This is a genomic window from Paeniglutamicibacter sp. ZC-3, from assembly GCF_025847175.2.
In the GTDB taxonomy this organism is placed as follows: domain Bacteria; phylum Actinomycetota; class Actinomycetes; order Actinomycetales; family Micrococcaceae; genus Paeniglutamicibacter; species Paeniglutamicibacter sulfureus.
In genome coordinates, this window is record NZ_JAOYTG010000003.1 from 177,964 (window position 1) to 194,921 (window position 16,958).

The 16,958-nt window shown below is 68.6% G+C and carries 13 protein-coding genes; 3 read left to right on the forward strand and 10 right to left on the reverse strand.

Features of this window, described 5'->3' with window-relative positions; all coding sequences use genetic code 11:
* Window positions 1-5: 5 nt before the first annotated feature.
* From rpmA to OIU93_RS05435, 3 genes are all read right to left on the reverse strand, one after another.
* The gene (rpmA, locus tag OIU93_RS05425; protein ID WP_217387816.1) at window positions 6-260 is read right to left on the reverse strand and encodes a 50S ribosomal protein L27; all 255 of its coding nucleotides are present in this window, start codon (window positions 258-260) and stop codon (window positions 6-8) included.
* A 48-nt stretch (window positions 261-308) separates the two neighbouring features.
* The gene (gene rplU, locus OIU93_RS05430; protein ID WP_264269065.1) at window positions 309-617 is read right to left on the reverse strand and encodes a 50S ribosomal protein L21; all 309 of its coding nucleotides are present in this window, start codon (window positions 615-617) and stop codon (window positions 309-311) included.
* A gap of 192 nt (window positions 618-809) precedes the next feature.
* Window positions 810-4,187: an Rne/Rng family ribonuclease gene (locus OIU93_RS05435; RefSeq protein ID WP_264269066.1), complete on the reverse strand. Its 3,378-nt coding sequence runs from the start codon at window positions 4,185-4,187 to the stop codon at window positions 810-812.
* A 568-nt stretch (window positions 4,188-4,755) separates the two neighbouring features.
* On the opposite strand from OIU93_RS05435, the gene OIU93_RS05440 reads away from it, so the two are divergent.
* The gene (locus OIU93_RS05440) at window positions 4,756-5,385 is read left to right on the forward strand and encodes a vitamin K epoxide reductase family protein (RefSeq protein ID WP_264269067.1); all 630 of its coding nucleotides are present in this window, start codon (window positions 4,756-4,758) and stop codon (window positions 5,383-5,385) included.
* Window positions 5,372-5,797 carry a DUF2809 domain-containing protein gene (locus OIU93_RS05445; RefSeq protein ID WP_264269068.1) on the forward strand — a complete coding sequence of 142 codons (426 nt, stop codon included), beginning with the start codon at window positions 5,372-5,374 and terminating at the stop codon, window positions 5,795-5,797. Before OIU93_RS05440 ends, OIU93_RS05445 begins: the two co-directional genes overlap by 14 nt.
* A 103-nt stretch (window positions 5,798-5,900) precedes the next feature.
* On the opposite strand, the gene ndk is transcribed toward OIU93_RS05445, so the two are convergent.
* From ndk to ileS, 4 genes are read right to left on the reverse strand one after another with little or no spacing between them, the layout of a single operon-like run.
* The gene (ndk, locus tag OIU93_RS05450) at window positions 5,901-6,317 is read right to left on the reverse strand and encodes a nucleoside-diphosphate kinase (protein ID WP_264269069.1); all 417 of its coding nucleotides are present in this window, start codon (window positions 6,315-6,317) and stop codon (window positions 5,901-5,903) included.
* Window positions 6,318-6,367: 50 nt separating this feature from the next.
* A complete protein-coding gene (locus OIU93_RS05455; protein WP_264269070.1) occupies window positions 6,368-6,829 on the reverse strand; it encodes a DUF4233 domain-containing protein in 462 nt (153 codons plus the stop codon).
* 4 nt (window positions 6,830-6,833) lie between these two features.
* Entirely contained in the window at window positions 6,834-8,198 is a 1,365-nt protein-coding gene (locus OIU93_RS05460) for a folylpolyglutamate synthase/dihydrofolate synthase family protein (RefSeq protein WP_264269071.1), read from the reverse strand.
* On the reverse strand, window positions 8,195-11,500 hold the full coding sequence (gene ileS, locus OIU93_RS05465; protein WP_264269072.1) for an isoleucine--tRNA ligase: 3,306 nt from the start codon (window positions 11,498-11,500) through the stop codon (window positions 8,195-8,197). Before ileS ends, OIU93_RS05460 begins: the two co-directional genes overlap by 4 nt.
* A 388-nt stretch (window positions 11,501-11,888) precedes the next feature.
* Here ileS and OIU93_RS05470 point away from each other — a divergent pair, with 388 nt between their 5' ends.
* A complete protein-coding gene (locus OIU93_RS05470; RefSeq protein WP_264269073.1) occupies window positions 11,889-13,610 on the forward strand; it encodes an HNH endonuclease signature motif containing protein in 1,722 nt (573 codons plus the stop codon).
* Between the two features lie 64 nt (window positions 13,611-13,674).
* On the opposite strand, the gene OIU93_RS05475 is transcribed toward OIU93_RS05470, so the two are convergent.
* From OIU93_RS05475 to cobA, 3 genes are read right to left on the reverse strand one after another with little or no spacing between them, the layout of a single operon-like run.
* On the reverse strand, window positions 13,675-14,052 hold the full coding sequence (locus OIU93_RS05475) for a YjgN family protein (RefSeq protein ID WP_264269074.1): 378 nt from the start codon (window positions 14,050-14,052) through the stop codon (window positions 13,675-13,677).
* Between the two features lie 32 nt (window positions 14,053-14,084).
* Window positions 14,085-15,569, reverse strand: a complete 1,485-nt coding sequence (locus tag OIU93_RS05480) for an FAD-dependent oxidoreductase (protein WP_264269075.1) — start codon at window positions 15,567-15,569, stop codon at window positions 14,085-14,087.
* Window positions 15,570-15,626: 57 nt separating this feature from the next.
* Entirely contained in the window at window positions 15,627-16,916 is a 1,290-nt protein-coding gene (cobA, locus tag OIU93_RS05485) for a uroporphyrinogen-III C-methyltransferase (protein ID WP_264269076.1), read from the reverse strand.
* Window positions 16,917-16,958: the final 42 nt, after the last annotated feature.

Sequence of the window (16,958 nt, forward strand, 5' to 3'; positions counted from 1 at the left end):
GCTAATTAGCCAGCGGTAACGATGTTCACGACTTTACGGCCGCGACGGGTGCCGAATTCGACAGCCCCGGCTTCAAGTGCGAACAGGGTGTCGTCCTTGCCACGTCCCACGCCGGCGCCCGGGTGGAAGTGGGTGCCACGCTGGCGAACGATGATTTCGCCGGCCGAAACGACCTGACCACCGAAGCGCTTGACGCCAAGGTACTGGGCGTTGGAATCGCGACCGTTGCGAGTGGAACTCGCGCCCTTCTTATGTGCCATTGAAAATGCCTACCTTCAGGTAATGAGAATTCTTGGAATCAACCGCAATTAAGCGATCGAGGTGACCTTGACCTTGGTCAGCATAGAGCGGAAGCCCTGGCGCTTCTTGTAACCGGTCTTGTTCTTGAACTTCTGGATGACAATCTTCTGGCCGCGAAGGTTCTCAATGACCTCGGCGGTCACCTTGACCTTGGCAAGCTCATCGACTGCCGAAGTTACCTTCTCGCCGTCAACCAGCAACAGGGCTGGCAATTCAATGGAGGCGCCTGGGGCAGCCTTCAGGCGGTCAAGGGTAACGAGGTCTCCAACAGAAACCTTTTCCTGGCGGCCGCCAGCGCGGACAATTGCGTACACCACGTGGGTACTCACTTCTACTCGACGTTCAATCTGTCTTGCTGCGCATCACTACCCCAAAAGAAACCGGGGATTGCGCTGTGCTGGCACGCCGAGCGGAAGAATCCGATAGCTGGCGTTCGCACCGAGGATCTAGACTACGCTAAAAAGCGCTGCAGGGGCAAATACAGCCTGCCCCGCGAGTCGTCAAGATCCCTACTCTTTCAACTCTTTGACCGGCACCCCGACACCCAGCATAATCGGCGCATTGGCGGCGATTCGCGGCTGTGGGGCCTTGGATGGGTCAGCGAGCGAAGCGACATGGGAGGTACCCGATGCCGCCAGCGTGTCCGATGCCACAGAAACTGCGGTGTCGGATCCACCCTGCGGGCTCGTTGCACGGCGGCTGCGCTTGACGCGCGCCACCGGCTCGATGCCCGAAGTCTTTTTGGTTGCCGTTGCCGACGGCGCCTCGGAAGGCGCATCGTCGGACGCCTGCCCGGCCACGCCCGAGATCACCGGCGCGGCAGCAACCTCCGGCTGTTCGCCGGCGGCTGGTGCGTTCGACTCGGGAGCCTTGGAACGGGCCTTGCGGCGGGTACGGGTGCGTGCCGGACGCGTTTGCGCGGACTCGCCCTCCTCGGTCTCGGCGGGCGCCTCGGCCGGGGAGTTGTCGGGAAGCGCGGCTTCCAGGTTCTCCAACGTCAGCGACGGCGCAGCGGCCTCGGAGGAGGCTGCACGGCGGTTGCGGCGCGCAGCGGGAACCGTGACCGACTCCCCCGCCACGGTCAGCGTGGCACCGCTCTCGGCGGCCTCGGCATCGTCGTGTTCGTGGGCTGCATGTGCGGCCGCGGCGATCGTGGCAAAGGCGTTGCGCGTGGCAGTTGCCTTGGCCTCGTCGACCTCAGGCTCCCTGGTCTCGGCGTGCGCGGTTGCGGCACCCTGGTCCTCGGCCTGCGCCTCGGATTCCGGGCCGCGGTTGCGGCGGCGGCGTTCGGCCCGCGAGGGCTTCTGGTCGGCGCGGCTGCCGGCACTTTGCGGCTCACCTGCCGAGTTGAAGGAGCGGCGGTGCTCGACCGGCTCGTCGTGGGTGATCACGCCGCGGCCTGCACAGGCCTCGCAGTTCTCACCGAAGACCTCCAGCAGTCCGGTGCCCATGCGCTTGCGCGTCATCTGCACCAGGCCAAGTGAGGTGACCTCGGCAACCTGGTGCTTGGTGCGGTCGCGGCCCAGGCACTCGACCAGGCGGCGGAGCACCAGGTCGCGGTTGGACTCGAGCACCATGTCGATGAAGTCGATGACGATGATGCCGCCGATGTCGCGCAGGCGCAGCTGGCGAACGACCTCCTCGGCCGCCTCCAGGTTGTTCTTGGTGACGGTTTCCTCGAGGTTTCCGCCCGAGCCGGTGTACTTGCCGGTGTTCACGTCGACAACCGTCATGGCCTCGGTGCGGTCAATGACCAGCGAACCGCCCGAGGGCAGGAAGACCTTGCGGTCCAGGGCCTTGTGGATCTGCTCGTCCATGCGGAAGGCGCCGAAGATGTCCTCGTCGGATTCCCACTTCTCCAGGCGCGACACCAGGTCCGGGGCCACGTAGGTCACGTAGGCCTCGATGGTGTCCCAGGCTTCCTCGCCGGAGACGATCAGCTTGGTGAAGTCCTCGTTGAAGACGTCGCGGACGACCTTGATGGTCAGGTCCGGTTCCCCGTAGAGCAGTTCCGGTGCCAGTGTCTTAGTGGACGTCGAGGCGGCCTCGATGCCTTCCCACTGGGCGCGCAGGCGGTTGATGTCGTTCATCAACTCTTCCTCGGAGGCGCCCTCGGCGGCGGTGCGCACGATGACGCCAGCGTTTTCCGGCAGGTGGTCCTTGAGGATCTTCTTCAGGCGGTTGCGCTCCACGTCGGGAAGCTTGCGCGAGATGCCCGTCATCGAGCCGCCCGGAACGTAGACCAGGTAGCGGCCCGGAAGGGAAATCTGGCTGGTGAGGCGGGCGCCCTTGTGGCCGACCGGGTCCTTGGTGACCTGCACCAGGACGGTGTCCCCTGACTTCAGGGCGTGTTCGATGCGGCGCGGCTGGCCGTCCAGGCCCGCGACGTCCCAATTGACCTCGCCGGCGTAGAGCACGGCATTGCGTCCGCGTCCGATGTCGACGAAGGCGGCTTCCATGGAAGGCAGCACGTTCTGCACCTTGCCGACATACACGTTGCCGATCAGGGAGTCCTGCTGGGTCTTGGAGACGAAGTGCTCGGCCAGGATGCCGTCCTCGAGGACGCCGATCTGGATGCGGTCCTCGCGCTGGCGCACGACCATCTGGCGGTCGACGGATTCGCGGCGGGCCAGGAACTCGGCCTCGGTGATGACCTGGCGGCGACGGCCGGACTCGCGGGAGTCGCGGCGGCGCTGGCGCTTGGCCTCCAGGCGGGTGGATCCGCGCACGGCGGTGACCTTGTTGGAGACCACCGGTTCCAGGGTGGTGCGCGGGGCACGGACCCGGGTGACGGTGTTGGGCGGATCGCTCTCCGAGCCGCCGGCCAATTCCAGGTCGGCCTCGCCGCGGCGACGGCGACGGCGACGGCGGGAGGACACGCCTGAGCCGTCCGCGTTTTCCTCATCGGAATCGGCGTGGGCTGCCTCGTTGCGGGTGCGGCGGCCGGAAGGTTCCTCGAGCTCGTCCTCGTCGGTTGCCTTGGCGGCAACCGGGATGCTCGGTGCCTGGAAGATCAGCGAGAGCGCGGATTCGGGGATGGCGAACGGATCGGAGATGGTCGCCGGCTCGGCTTCCGCGGCGGCTGACTCCTCTTCATCGGCTTCGACAATCTTGGCTTCGGCTGCGGCCGGGGCCTGGACCGCGGCGGCATCGGCGGCTTCCGGCTCCTGGGTGGCGCGGGCTCCGCGGCCACCACGGGCCGGGCGGCGACGGGTGGCCTTGGCGGGCTCGGCGTCTTCGGCCTGTTCCGCGGTGGCTTCGGCCGGTGCTTCGGCCGGGGCCTCGGTGACAGGGGCCTCGGGGGCTTCGTCGGCGGCAGGGGCCTCGGTGTTCGAGGCCGGGGCGGTTGCCTTGCGGCCGCGTCCCCGGGCAGGGCGCTTGGCGGCTGCCTTGGGTGCGGTTTCCTCCGCGGCAGGTGCCTCGGTCTTCTCGCCTATGGATTCGGTCTGGGCCTCGGCTGCGGCCTGCGCGGCAGGTGCCTCGATGACGGCCGGGGCCTCGGTTGCGGCTGCTCCCGGGGAGGTGACCCCGGAGGTTGCGCGGCGCGGGCCGCGGCGTGCAGGAGCCTTGGCCGCCTCGGCCACGGGTGCCGGGATCTGCGCCTTGGCGGTTGCCTCGGCAACGACCGACTCAACGGTGGCGGCCTTGGCCGGGGCGTTCCGGGTGGCAGGGGCGCGGCGTGCGGTGGTTGCGCGCGGGGAAACGTTGGCGCGCACCTTGCGCGTCGGTGCGGCCGCTGCGTCGTTGAGCTCGGCCAGGGTCATGGCCCGGCGCGGGGGCGGCGGTGACGGTTCGTTGAAGTTGCCGCGCGGGGGGCGGGAGGTACGGCTGCGGCCCTTTGGCCCCTGGCCCATTGCTGCCTTTGATTCGTCGCGATTCAATGCCATGTTAAAAGAGTGCTCCTCGGCGGGTCGACTGCTCCCACAGATAGCGCGTCTCCCCTGGTTGGTTCGCCGGACCGGGCCTTGTGGCCGCGTGTCCCAGCGGAAATCCTTGGATTTGCCTTGACCGGGTGCGCCCACCGTTGCGGGGCGCGGCATCCGTGCAAGACCAACGGCGCTTTTCCAAGCAAGCCGCTTTACGTTGCGGCGACCATATCGCGGTATTCGCTGAAGACCTTCGTATAGGCGGTCTCTTCGCAGCAGATGCATCGCAATCGGGCTTGAAAGCCTGTCGTTGGGTTGAAAGCAGACTGTGGATCCACGAACAACCACTGCAATTGTCTCACATCGACACGCCGAAGCACGCCGCCGAGGGGTTTCGGCGCGGCAAGAGGGCTGCCGCGCTTTGCCCCGCCCCTTGTGCCAACCCCGGCGCGGGGCATGAACGGCACCGCCGGGGGCCACTAGACTTCAGCTAGGGCCGCCGGCGAACACCGGCCCGACCGGGCGCCCACGCCACCTTCCGGGTGGCGGCAAACGGGGAAAACACGAACCGCCACGAGGGAGCACCCCCATGAGTTTGTCCGAAGCAGCAGCACCGCAACGCGAACCGGACGCCGTGCCGCGCATGGCCCGCGCACGGCCCTTTGGCCTGTTCCTGGTGCTCACCGGCGCGGTCGCCTGGGTCGCCTCGGGGATCCTGGTGCTCGAGCGCATCGCCCTGTACAAGGACCCCGACTACGTGACCAGCTGCGACTTCAATCCGTGGGTTTCCTGCGGCACCGTCATGAAGTCGACCCAGGCAGCCCTGCTGGGCTTTCCCAATCCCTTCCTGGGCATCGTGGGCTTTGGCATCGTGATCACCATCGGCATGGCATTGCTCGCCGGGGCGCGCTTCGCGCGCTGGTACTGGGTCGGCGTGCAGGTGGGCGTCACCCTGGCAATGGTCTTCATCGTGTGGCTCTGGTCCCAGGCCCTCTACGAGATCAACGCCCTGTGCCCTTACTGCATGGTCGTCTGGGCGATGATGATCCCGATGTTCCTCTACACCACGGCGCGCAACATCGCCCACGGCGTGCTTCCCGCTCCTTCGACGCTGCGGCGCGTGGCGGGCGAATGGACCTGGGTCGCTGTCATCGTGCTGCTTCTCATCACCGCTGCAACCGTCGTCCTGCGCTTCCCCGGTGCCTTTGTCGGCGCCTAGGACGCACACCGGCGAACACCGAGGGGCCAGGACCCGGCGGCTGGCGGCGGCGGCCTGGGTGCTCCCGGTCGTTGTCGTGGGACTGGCCTCGCGTTTCGGCGGCACCGGCCTGGCCGCAGACCTCGCCGGCGGGGTGCTCTACGCGGTGCTGGTGTACGTACTGCTCACGGTACTGCGCCCACAGGCTGCCCGCTGGTCCAACGCCTCCATCGCCCTGGTTCTCTGCGTACTCATTGAGTTGCTGCAGCTCACCGCAATTCCGGCGGATCTGGCGCGGGTCTTCGGGCCAATCCGGCTGGTGCTGGGCACCGGCTTCGCGCCCCTGGACCTGGTGGCCTACGCAATCGGGGCAGCATTGGCCTTGGGCATCGACATGCTGCTGGGCAGGATCCGGGCCAGGCCGGCGGCCTAGACCCGATCACGACCTGCCGAGGACAAGACGGGAGGGCCCGTCGTTTCCACTCGCGTGGAAACGACGGGCCCTCTTTCGTGCGGCTTGGGGGGTGGTCCGGAGGTTAGGAGAACCAGATGCCGATTTCGCGGGTGGCGGATTCGACCGAGTCCGAACCGTGGACCAGGTTCTGCTGGACCTTCAGGCCCCAGTCGCGGCCCAGGTCGCCGCGGATGGTGCCCGGGGCGGCGGTGGTCGGGTCGGTGGTGCCGGCCAGCGAGCGGAAGCCGGGGATCACGTTGTGGCCCTCGGCGATGACCGCCACCAAGGGGCCGGAGAGCATGAACTCGACCAGCGGCTCGTAGAACGGCTTGCCCACGTGCTCCTCGTAGTGTGCCTCGAGCAGTTCGCGGGTTGCGGCCACCTGCTTGAGCTCGGCGATCACGTAGCCCTTGGCCTCGATGCGGGAAAGGATCTGGCCGGTCAGCTGGCGCTTGACGCCGTCGGGCTTGATGAGGATCAGGGTGCGTTCAATGGCCATGGGTGCGGCTCCTTTTGTCGTGGTGGTGCAAGTTGTCGTCGGTAATGATTCTACGGTTGGGCCGGCTCCGCGCCGGGACCTTCCTGCGGGTGCGCCGCATCCCAGGCGGCCTGCTCGCGGGCGCGGCGGGCCGTCTCCAGGTCCATGGCCCTGCCCTTGGTGACTGCGTACCACCAGGTCAGGGCGAACGCGGCCCCGATGAAGAACATCGAAGTCAGCAGGAACCCGGTAAAGATGAACAGCAGCTGCAGCGCCCAGCCGATGGCGAATCCCAGCGGTTTCTTGAGCAGCGCGCAGGTGAGCAGGCACACCAGCGCGACCGCGGCACCGGCGCCGAGCACCAGTGCCGGTGACCATTCAGCGCGCTTGAGCCCGAAGAGTGTGAGTGCGACGAAGATCGCCAGGAACGCCTCGAGCGTCAGCACGGTGGAGGCGAACATCACACGGGTCGAGCGGGGCTTCTTGGGCTGTCCCGGGCGCCATTCGCGTTGCGCCTTGGTCATTTTCGCCATGTTCCTACTCCCCTCCCAGCAGCATGCGGGCCTCGCCCACCAAGGTGATGGACCCGGTCACCAGCACGCCGCCGCCGAAGTCCTCGCCGGCCTCGGAGCGTCCCACCGCCCATTCCAGGGCGTCGTCCAGGCGCTCGGTGACGAAGAGGTCCTCCTCGTTGAACCCGGCCTCCAGCGCCATTCCCGCCAGTTCCCCGGCGGGGATGGCGCGCGGGGAATTGGACTGGGTGATGCAGATGTCCTCGGTGAGGTCCAGATAGGACTCGCGCAGCTGCGCGAGCATGGCCGGTGCGTCCTTCTCGGCCAGGATCCCGATGACCAGCACCAGCTTGGTGAAGCCGAAGGACTCCTTCACCGCGGCCGCGGAGGCGCGGATGCCGTCGGGGTTGTGCCCGGCGTCCAGCAGCACGGTCGGGGCCTTGCGGATGACTTCCAGGCGCCCGGGGCTGGTGGCGGCACCGAAGCCCTCCATCACCAAATCGTGGTTCAGCGCGGTTTCCCCGCCCCCGATGAATGCCTCCACCGCGGCCAGGGCGACGGCGGCGTTCTGCGCCTGGTGCTCGCCGTGCAGCGGCAGCAGGATGCCCGGGTAGCGCCCGGCCAGGCCCTGGATGTCCAGCTGCTGGCCGCCGACGGCGACCGTGCGGTGCTCGACGCCGAACTCCACGCCCTCGAAGCGGTAGGGCGTTTCGAGTTCGCGGGCCTTCTCCAGCAGCACCTGGGCGGCGGCTGCCGGTTGCGCGGAGGAGACCAGGAAGCCGCCGGGCTTGATGATGCCCGCCTTCTCGGTGGCGATCAGCTCGACGGTGTCGCCCAGCAGGTCGGTGTGGTCAAGTGAGATCGGGGTCACCACGGAGACCTGCCCGTCGCCCACGTTGGTGGCGTCGGTGATGCCGCCCAGGCCCACCTCGATGATCGCCACGTCCACCGGGGTGTCGGCGAAGATCGCGAAGCCCAGGATGGTGACGGCCTCGAAGTACGTCAGCCGGTTTTCGCCCTTGGCGGTGAGCTCGTCGTCGACGATCTGCAGGTAGGGGCGGATCTCGTCCCAGATCCGCACGAAGGTCGCATCGTCCACCGATTCGCCGTCGATCGCGATGCGCTCGGTGACCGAATTAAGGTGCGGGGAGGAGTAGCGCCCGGTGCGCAGGTCGTGGGCGCGCAGCAGGGACTCGATCATCCGCGCCGTGGAGGTCTTCCCGTTGGTGCCGGTGACGTGGATGATCGGGAAGGCCTTGTTCGGCTCCCCCAGGATCTCCATGGCCCGGCGCATGGGCTCCATGCGCGGCTCGATCTTGTTTTCCGGGGCGCGCGCCAAAAGCTCGGCGTACACGCTCTCCACGGAGAACCTGTCAAAGGTGTTGCTCATGTGTTGGGTCCCATTTCGTTCTCGGCGGCTTCGGCCGCGGCCACGGTTTCGACGCTGACCACGGGGGCTTCCCCGTCGGATGCGGTCACCAGGACGAGCCCGAGGCTGAGCGTTTCGCCCTTGATGAGCTCGGCGTTGGCGTGCAGCGCCGCCACGGTGGCGGCGTCGGCGGTGATCTCGGTGCGGATGCGGTCCCCGACCAGCAGGTCGGCGTCCTTGCGGGCGGACTGGATGGCGCGGATCATGTCCCGTGCCGTTCCCTCCGCCGCGAGTTCCGGGGTGACTTGCGTGTCGAGCACCAGGAAGCCGCCGCCGGGCAGCACGGCCGCGGCGATGGAGTTTTCGCCTTCGGAGGCCTCCACGACGGTTTCGAGCGTGTACTCGTGTTCCTCCAGGCCCAGTCCCCCGGCGGTGACGGTTCCGTCGTCGTCCACCGACCAGTCCCCGGACTTGGCGCCCTTGATGGCCACCTGCACGTTCTTGCCCAGGCGCGGGCCCGCGGCGCGCGCGTTGACGACCAGGCGCTGGCTGATGCCGTACTCGGCGGCGTTGGCGTCGGCGGCGTCGATGAGCGTGAGCGAGCGCAGGTTCAGCTCGTCCTTGATGATGCCGGCGAAGGTGCCTTCGAGCGCGGCGGCGCCCGGCACCGCGACGCTCATGCCGGCCAGCGGCAGGCGCACGCGCAGGTTCGCGGCCTTGCGCAGCGAGGAGCCGACCGAGGCGATCTTGCGGGTGGTCTCCATCGCGGCGACCAGATCATCGTTGCGGACGAACAGCTCCGCGTCGGGCCAGTCGGCCAGGTGCACCGAGCGCCCGCCGGTGAGCCCGCGCCAGATTTCCTCGGCCGCCAGCGGCAGCAGCGGGGCCGCGACGCGGGTCAGGGTCTCCAGTGCGGTGTACAGGGTGTCAAAGGCCCGGGTGTCCTCGTCGAAGAAGCGCTGGCGGGACCGGCGCACGTACCAGTTGGTCAGCGTGTCCATGTAGCGACGGATCTGCTCGGCGGCCTCGGAGATGTCGTAGGCATCCAGCGACTTGGTGACCTCGCGGACCAGGTCGCCGGTGGCAGCGAGCATGTACGCATCCAGCGGATCCTCGGAGCTGTGGGCGATCTTCGCCTCGTAGCCCGCGCCGCCGTTGGCCGCGTTGGTGTACAGGGAGAAGAAGTGCCAGACGTTCCACATCGGCAGCAGGACCTGGCGCACGCCCTCGCGGATGCCCTGTTCGGTGACGACCAGGTTGCCGCCGCGCAGGATCGGTGAGGCCATCAGGAACCAGCGCATCGCGTCGGAGCCGTCGCGGTCCAGCACCTCGTTGACGTCCGGGTAGTTCTTCAGCGACTTGGACATCTTCTGCCCGTCGCTGCCCAGCACGATGCCGTGGCTGATCACGTTCTTGTAGGCGGGACGGTCAAAGAGCGCGGTGGAGAGCACGTGCATGGTGTAGAACCAGCCGCGGGTCTGCCCGATGTACTCGACGATGAAGTCCGCCGGGTGGTGGGTGTCGAACCACTCCTTGTTCTCGAACGGGTAGTGCGCCTGGGCGTAGGGCATCGACCCGGAGTCGAACCAGACATCCAGCACGTCTTCCACGCGGCGCAGCGTGCCGTTGTCGGCGCAGCCCTCGTGCTCGCGAACCAGATCGTCGATGAACGGGCGGTGCAAATCAGGCTGCCCCTCGTTGTTCAGCGGCAGGCGCCCGAAGGCCGCCTTGATCTCTTCCAGGGAGCCGTGGACCTCGCTGTGGGTGCACTCGGCGCCGTCGCATTCCCACACCGGGATCGGGGATCCCCAGTAGCGGTTGCGGCTGATCGACCAGTCCCGCGCGTTGGCCAGCCACTTGCCGAACTGGCCGTCCTTCACGTTCTCCGGGATCCAGTTGATCTGCTGGTTCAGCTCCAGCATCCGGTCCTTCACCGCGGTGACCTGGACGTACCAGGAGGAGATGGCGCGGTAGATCAGCGGGGTGCGGCAGCGCCAGCAGTGCGGGTAGGAGTGCACGTAGGAGGCCTGCTTTATCAGGCGCGCGTCGTCCTTGAGCACGTTGGTGATGGCCTTGTTGGCCTCGAACACCTGCACGCCCACGATGCCGGCCAGCGGGCCGGACTTGAACACCGGCAGGAACTTCGCGCCCTCGTCGATGGAGAGGATCACCGGGATGCCGGCGGACTCGCAGATCTTCTGGTCCTCCTCGCCGTAGGCGGGGGCCTGGTGGACGATGCCGGTGCCGTCGGTGGTGGTGACGTAGTCGGCGACCAGCAGCTGCCAGGCGTTGGCCGTGCCCCAGGTCTCCGCGTCGGCGAACGTGTCCCACAGCGGCGCGTACCTGATCCCGGCCAGGTCCTTTCCGGAGTGGCGGGCGGTGATTGCGGCGGCTGCCGCGGCGGCGTCCGCGTAGCCCAGGTCCTTGGCGTACGAGCCGAGCAGGTCCTCGGCCAGCAGGAAGCTGCCGGTTGCCGCCGAGGCCTTCACGCCGTTTTCGCCGGCGGGCACCACGACGTAGACGACGTCGGGGCCCACGGCCAGGGCCATGTTGGTCGGCAGCGTCCAGGGGGTGGTGGTCCAGGCCAGGGCCTGCACTCCGGCGAGATCCCGGGAGATTTCCGTGTCGCCGGCGAGCAGCGGGAAGGAAACGGTGACGGTTTGGTCCTGGCGGTCCTTGTACACGTCGTCGTCCATGCGCAGCTCGTGGTTGGACAGCGGGGTCTCGTCCTTCCAGCAATACGGCAGCACGCGGAAGCCCTTGTAGGTCAGGCCCTTCTCGGAAAGCTGCTTGAAGGCCCAGATGACCGATTCCATGTACTCGACGTTCAGCGTCTTGTAGTCGTTCTCGAAGTCGACCCAGCGTGCCTGGCGGGTGACGTAGTCCTGCCACTCGCCGGCGTACTTCATCACCGAGCTGCGGCAGGCGTCGTTGAACTTGTCGATGCCCATGGCCTCGATCTGCGCCTTGTCGCTCATGCCCAGCTGCTTCATGGCCTCGAGCTCGGCCGGCAGCCCGTGGGTGTCCCAGCCGAAGCGGCGCTCCACGCGCGAGCCGCGCTGCGTCTGGTAGCGGGCGACCAGGTCCTTGACGTACCCGGTGAGCAGGTGCCCATAGTGCGGCAGGCCGTTGGCGAAGGGCGGGCCGTCGTAGAAGACGAACTCGTTGGCCCCGTCGACACCGGCATCGCGGGCGTCGATGGAGGCCTGGAAGGTCTCATCGTTCTTCCAGTAGGAAAGGACCCGTTCCTCGATCTCCGGGAAGCGGGGAGAGGATGGCGTTGTGCCATGCGGGTCGGTCGAAGCCTTGGGGTAGCTGGTCATCTGCGGCAGTCCTGGTGATCGAAGGCGCGTGTGCGCTTAGGCGTTCTCCAACACAGGGACGATGGCGGAGCAATTGGTCACTCCACCTCGCGGTACCACCCCGCTTGCCCGGTTCGCCCCGGGGTGTTCCCGGACCGTTCCTGGCCGCTCGTTGACTGCTGTGACGGGCTTACCCGCTTGGTTCTACCAGGTGTCTCCCCGGCATGCCGGGCGTTCACCGTTCTTCCAAGGACTCGCCGGTGATTGCCGGGTCGACGTCGTAGTGCCACCAGTCTAGCGCGCCCGGGCTCCCGGCGCTCAATCCCTCCGGTTCCGGTCGCCGACCACCGTTATCCACAGATCCGCGCATTGCGCCCCACGGTGCCCCGGCGGGGTCCATGCTGGGACCATGACCAACACGCCAACACTCGTTGCGGAGGTCCTGGACGCCGTCAAGGCGGCGCTGCCGGGCCCGACCGACACCCTGGAAGGCCCGGCGACCGCCGCCGGTGCCCGGGGCGAGGCGTTGCGCGTGCTCGCGGTGCTGGTTCCGGTGCTGCGCCTGGCCCTGGACCAGGCGGCGTCGGGCATCGGTGCGTCCCCGGTCCGGGCCGCCGCCTTCGTGAAGCTCGCCGAGGACTTCTACCGGCAGGCAGGGTACGGCCAGCTGCTGGCCGCATCCTGCGCCGGGGATGCCCAGGTGCACACCATCGCCGAGGAGCCGCTGGCAACGCTCAACGGATTGCTGGCGGACCCCGCCGCCTTCGCCACCGGCCCCGCGCTGCCGGGCGATGTTCCTGCCAAGCCCGGGCGCACGCCGCTGTACCGCGACGACGCCGACTTCCTGGCGGCCCGGCTGAATCTCACGCACTTCCAAGCGCAGCACCGGGTGCAAAGCGCCGAAAACCTGCTGCCGCACACCGGGTTCAACGGCATGGAAGTCCCCGCGAAGTTCCCCCTGCTGGGCCGGGTGCTCACCGATGCCGCCGCCGACCCCAAGGCCGTGGCCACGCTGGCCAAGAAGTTCGAGCACCTGGCCCCGGACCTGGCACCCGGCGGCGACGGGGCGGCCACGGCCCGGCGGCTGGAAGCGGAACTGGCCGAAGCGGCCCGCACCCGCAATGCCCAGGGCACCGCGAAGTTGCTCAAGGACCAGGCCAAACGCCTTGACGCAGATGCCGCAGCCCGTCGCGAAGACATCGAGGAGCTGTTCATCGGCGCGCACTTCCTGGGCCATACGCGCAAGGGCTACGAGTACAAGGTCATCACCACGGCCGAGGGCCACGAACTGCTGGCCACCGCCGCGGACATCCTCAACAGCCCCAAGACCAAGGCCGGCACCGCTCCCGCGCCGACGAAGGAGGCGGGTCCGCCGATCCCCGACTGGGCCGTGGATCCCGGCACACCGCCGGAAGCACGTCCCCTTGCCGGATTCACCGATCTCGGTGTGGCGCCGGAGCTGGACCCGGGGATGGAATTGCGCCCCGGGGAAACCGTCGAACAGGCGCTCACCCGGCAGCGGGCCCGCCGCTTGCACCAGCTCATCCTCGATTCGGTGCGCATCGCCACCAGCCCCCTCGAGCCCGGGTCCGAGAACGGGCGCGTCGGGGAGGGGCAGATGCCGCTGGCACCGAACGTCACCCTGAACGTCACCATCGACCTGAAGACCTTCCTGGGCCAGCTCGAGGCGGCGGGGGTCAGTGACCGCGGCGAAGACATCTCGGCGGCCAGTTGCCGGCGCCTGGCCTGCAACGCGGGGATCACCCCGATCATCCTCAACGGTGACGGGGTTCCGCTGGAACTCGGCCGCAGCCGAAGATACTTCAACCGCGCCCAGCGCCGGGCCATCGCCGTGCGCGACAAGGGATGCATCAACCCTGGGTGCACCATGAGGATCGGCCGATGCGAGGCCCACCACCTCGACGAATGGAACCAAGGGGGGCTGACCAATGTCTCACGAGGCTGTTTGCTCTGCCCGATGTGCCACCAGGCGTACCACAGCGGTAAATTCCGGATCGAGATGATCGACGGGCACCCGCACGTGATCCTGCCCAAATCCCGGGACCCGCTGCAGCTGCCGCGGCGCAATTGGATCTTCCACCCCGCCGCCCAAGCCGAGCGAGCGGCCTGAGCGGCGGCCTGATCCGCCTGCCGTCCGGAGCGGCAGACTGCCCGCGGGCAAGGTGCGCCGGAGGCTAGTCCAAGACGGTGTTTTCGATCTTCCACGCGGTCAGTCGCGGGTACACCCAGAACGAATAGATGCCCAGGGTGATGAGGATCAGCAGGAACCACTTGATCCACAACCCGAAGATTCCCCACCCGGTGCCAACGAACCGCAGCGGCCGGCCCAACAGGAAGGTGTTCTTGGCCCGCCAGCGCTCCACCAACACCACCGCAAACGGGTAGCAGATCCCCAACGTGAAGATGGTGATGGCCATGCCCAGCAATTGCGTGCCGAACCACGTTGCCGCTCCCCCGCGGAAGACGAAGACCTGGGTTCCGGGCGGGAAGTTCCCCAGTGCCGCCCAGCCCTGGGAACGCAAAACCCCGGCCGGGCGGCGTGGGTGTGGCACCGCACGCCCGCCAGGCCGGGGTTTCGTCCGCCTCAGGCGCGGGAGCGGGCCGCTTCGTCAGCCGTACGCGAGACCGCGGCCATTTGCGCGCGCTCGACGACCTTGACGCGTTCGCGCGGCACCGGCCCCTCTCGGGTGGGGGCCGGGGCGGCGGCCGCGCCGAGCGCCTGTTCGTGGGCATCCAATGCCAGCCAGCCTTCCCAGCTGGTGTACTCGACGCCCTTGGAATCCAGCAGGCCGGTCACGGCATCCGGGGCGGGGTTCGTGGCCAGCGGCAACCCGGCGAGGTCGGCCAGCAGGTGGGCGATGGTCTCTGCGGCGTCGCCCTTGGTGTGGCCGATGAGCCCGACCGGGCCGCGCTTGATCCAGCCGGTCGCGTAGAGCCCGGGCACCTGGGTGCCGCTGCCGTCCAGGACCTTGCCGCCGTCGTTGGGGATGGTGCCGGTGCGTCCGTCGTACTCGACGTCCTGCAGCGCGGATCCGAAGTAGCCGACGGCCCGGTAAACGGCCTGCACCGGGTAGTCGACGAGCTCGCCGGTCCCCCGCGCCTGGCCGGTCCCGTCGAGCTCCTGGCGCTCGAACCTGATGCCCTCGACCTTGCCGTCCGCCCCGGCGATCTCAACGGGGGAATGCAGGAAGTGCAGGTGCAGCCTCCGGCTGGCGCGCTCCCCGGCCTCCCCGCGTTCCTCGCGCTCTTCCTGCTCGATGAGCCAGTTGGTGAGGGTGCCTACCATGGTCTTGACCTGGTTGTTGGACTTGATCAGCGCGTCCGAGGCCTCGTCGAACTCGAAGTCCTCGGGGTAGAGCACGATGTCCACGTCGCGGCTGTGGCTCAGCTCGCGCAGCTCCAGCGGGGTGAACTTGACCTGGGCGGGGCCGCGGCGGCCGAAGACGTGCACGTCGGTGACCGGGGAGGCACGCAACCCCTCGTACACGTTGTCCGGGATCTCGGTGACCAAAAGGTCCTCCGCGTGCTTGGAGAGCATCCGGGCGACGTCCAGTGCCACGTTTCCGTTGCCGATGACCGCGATTTCGGTGGCCGCGAGCGGCCATGTGCGCGGCACGTCGGGGTGCCCGTCGAACCAGGAGACGAAGTCCGCGGCCCCGTGCGAGCCCTGTAGTTCGATGCCCGGGATGTTCAGGTCGGCGTCGTTGATGGCGCCGGTGGCGAAGATGACCGCGTCGTAATGCACCCGCAGCTCCTCCAGGTCCAGGTCCGTGCCGTAGTCGACGTTGCCGAAGAAGCGGATGTCCCCGCGGTCAAGCACCTTGTGCAGGGCCTTGACGATGCCCTTGATGCGCGGGTGGTCGGGGGCGACGCCGTAGCGGATGAGCCCGTAGGGTGCCGGGTAGCGGTCGAAGAGGTCGATGGCTACCTCGAAGTCGCGCTCCGCCTTGGTGAGGATGTCGGCGGCATAGACGCCGGCCGGGCCGGCCCCGATGATGGCGACGCGCAGTGGGCGTGCGGCGAAGGCCGCGGGGACGGCGGCCGGCGCGGGCGTGTTCTTCTCGGTCATTGGTTCTCCTAAGTGGCAATGGGGGGCTGGTGTTCTGGGGGGTGTGCGGGAAAGGTCCTAGCCGACGGGCTGCGGTTGGCGGGCGCGAGTCCGGGTGTTGGCGACCGGGGCAAGCCGGCCGGCCGCGTGCGGGCTGATCCGCACCACGTCGCCGATGACGATCACCGCGGGGTTTGCAACCCCGATTCCTTCGGCGGTGGCCGCGATGGAATCCAGCCGGTCGATGGTGATGCGTTGGTCGGGGCACCAGCCGCGCTCGATGATGGCGACGGGTGTGTCGGCGGGCAGCCCGCGGCCCAGCAGGGTCGCGGTGTTGCTGGCCAGCCGGGCCACGCCCATCAGCAGGACCAGGGTGTGGTCGGCGCGGGCCGGCAGCTCGGACAGTTCCTCGTGCCCGGTGGCCATCGAAAATCCGGTGGCCACGCCGCGGTGGGTGACCGGGATCCCGGCGGCGGCCGGCACCGAGATGGCGCTGGTGACACCTGGGACAACGGAAACTTCGACGCCGTTTTCGCGGCAGTGGGCCGCTTCCTCGCCGCCGCGGCCCAGGACGAACGGATCACCGCCCTTGAGCCGCACCACCCGGTTCCCGGCGCGTGCCTCGCGCACCAGCACCGCGTTGATCTCCTGCTGCGAGGCCAGGTGGTCCCCGGGGGCCTTGCCGACCTCGATGATCCGCACCGACGGATCCAGCTCCTCCAGCAGTGCGCGCGGGCCCAGCCGGTCGGCAACCACCACGTCGGCGGCTGCCAGCAGCCGGCGCCCGGCGACGGTGATCAGCCCCGGGTCCCCCGGGCCTCCGCCCACCAGGGACACCGAGCCGGTCCCGGCCCGGCGGCGGCGCAGCGGCAGCAATCCGGTGTCGGCGGCCAGCGCGATGGCGTTGCGCAGCCCGGCGGCGCGGCGCGGGTCCCCGCCGGCGGTCACCGCGACGGTTATCCCTTCCGGGCTCCGCGTGACGGCGGGGGTCCAGGCGCTGGAGGCGACGTGGTCCGAGGCGTTGACGCACCAAGTCCGTTGGGCCTCGGCATCGGCCCCCACCTGTGCGTCGAGCGCCGGGTTCCCGGTGGCGGTGTGGGCGAGCCACATGCCCGCCAGGTCCCCGGTCCGGTAGCCGCGGCGCAGCCAAGCGAGGGTGCCGGCGGCCGCTGCCTCGGCGATCGAATCGGTGGCCTCGGGGGCGATGACGGTGACCCGGGCGCCGGCCTCGAGCAGCTGGTTGACACGGCGTTCGGCCACGGCGCCGGCCCCGACGCAGAGCACGTCCTTGCCGGCCAGGCGCAGGGCCAGCGGGTGGATGGGTGCCTCGCCGGGTGCACTTGTCTGGTTCATCGTCGATGGGTTCATGCTCGGCTCCTCGGGGTGGTTGAAGGTGGCGGGTTGGTTCGG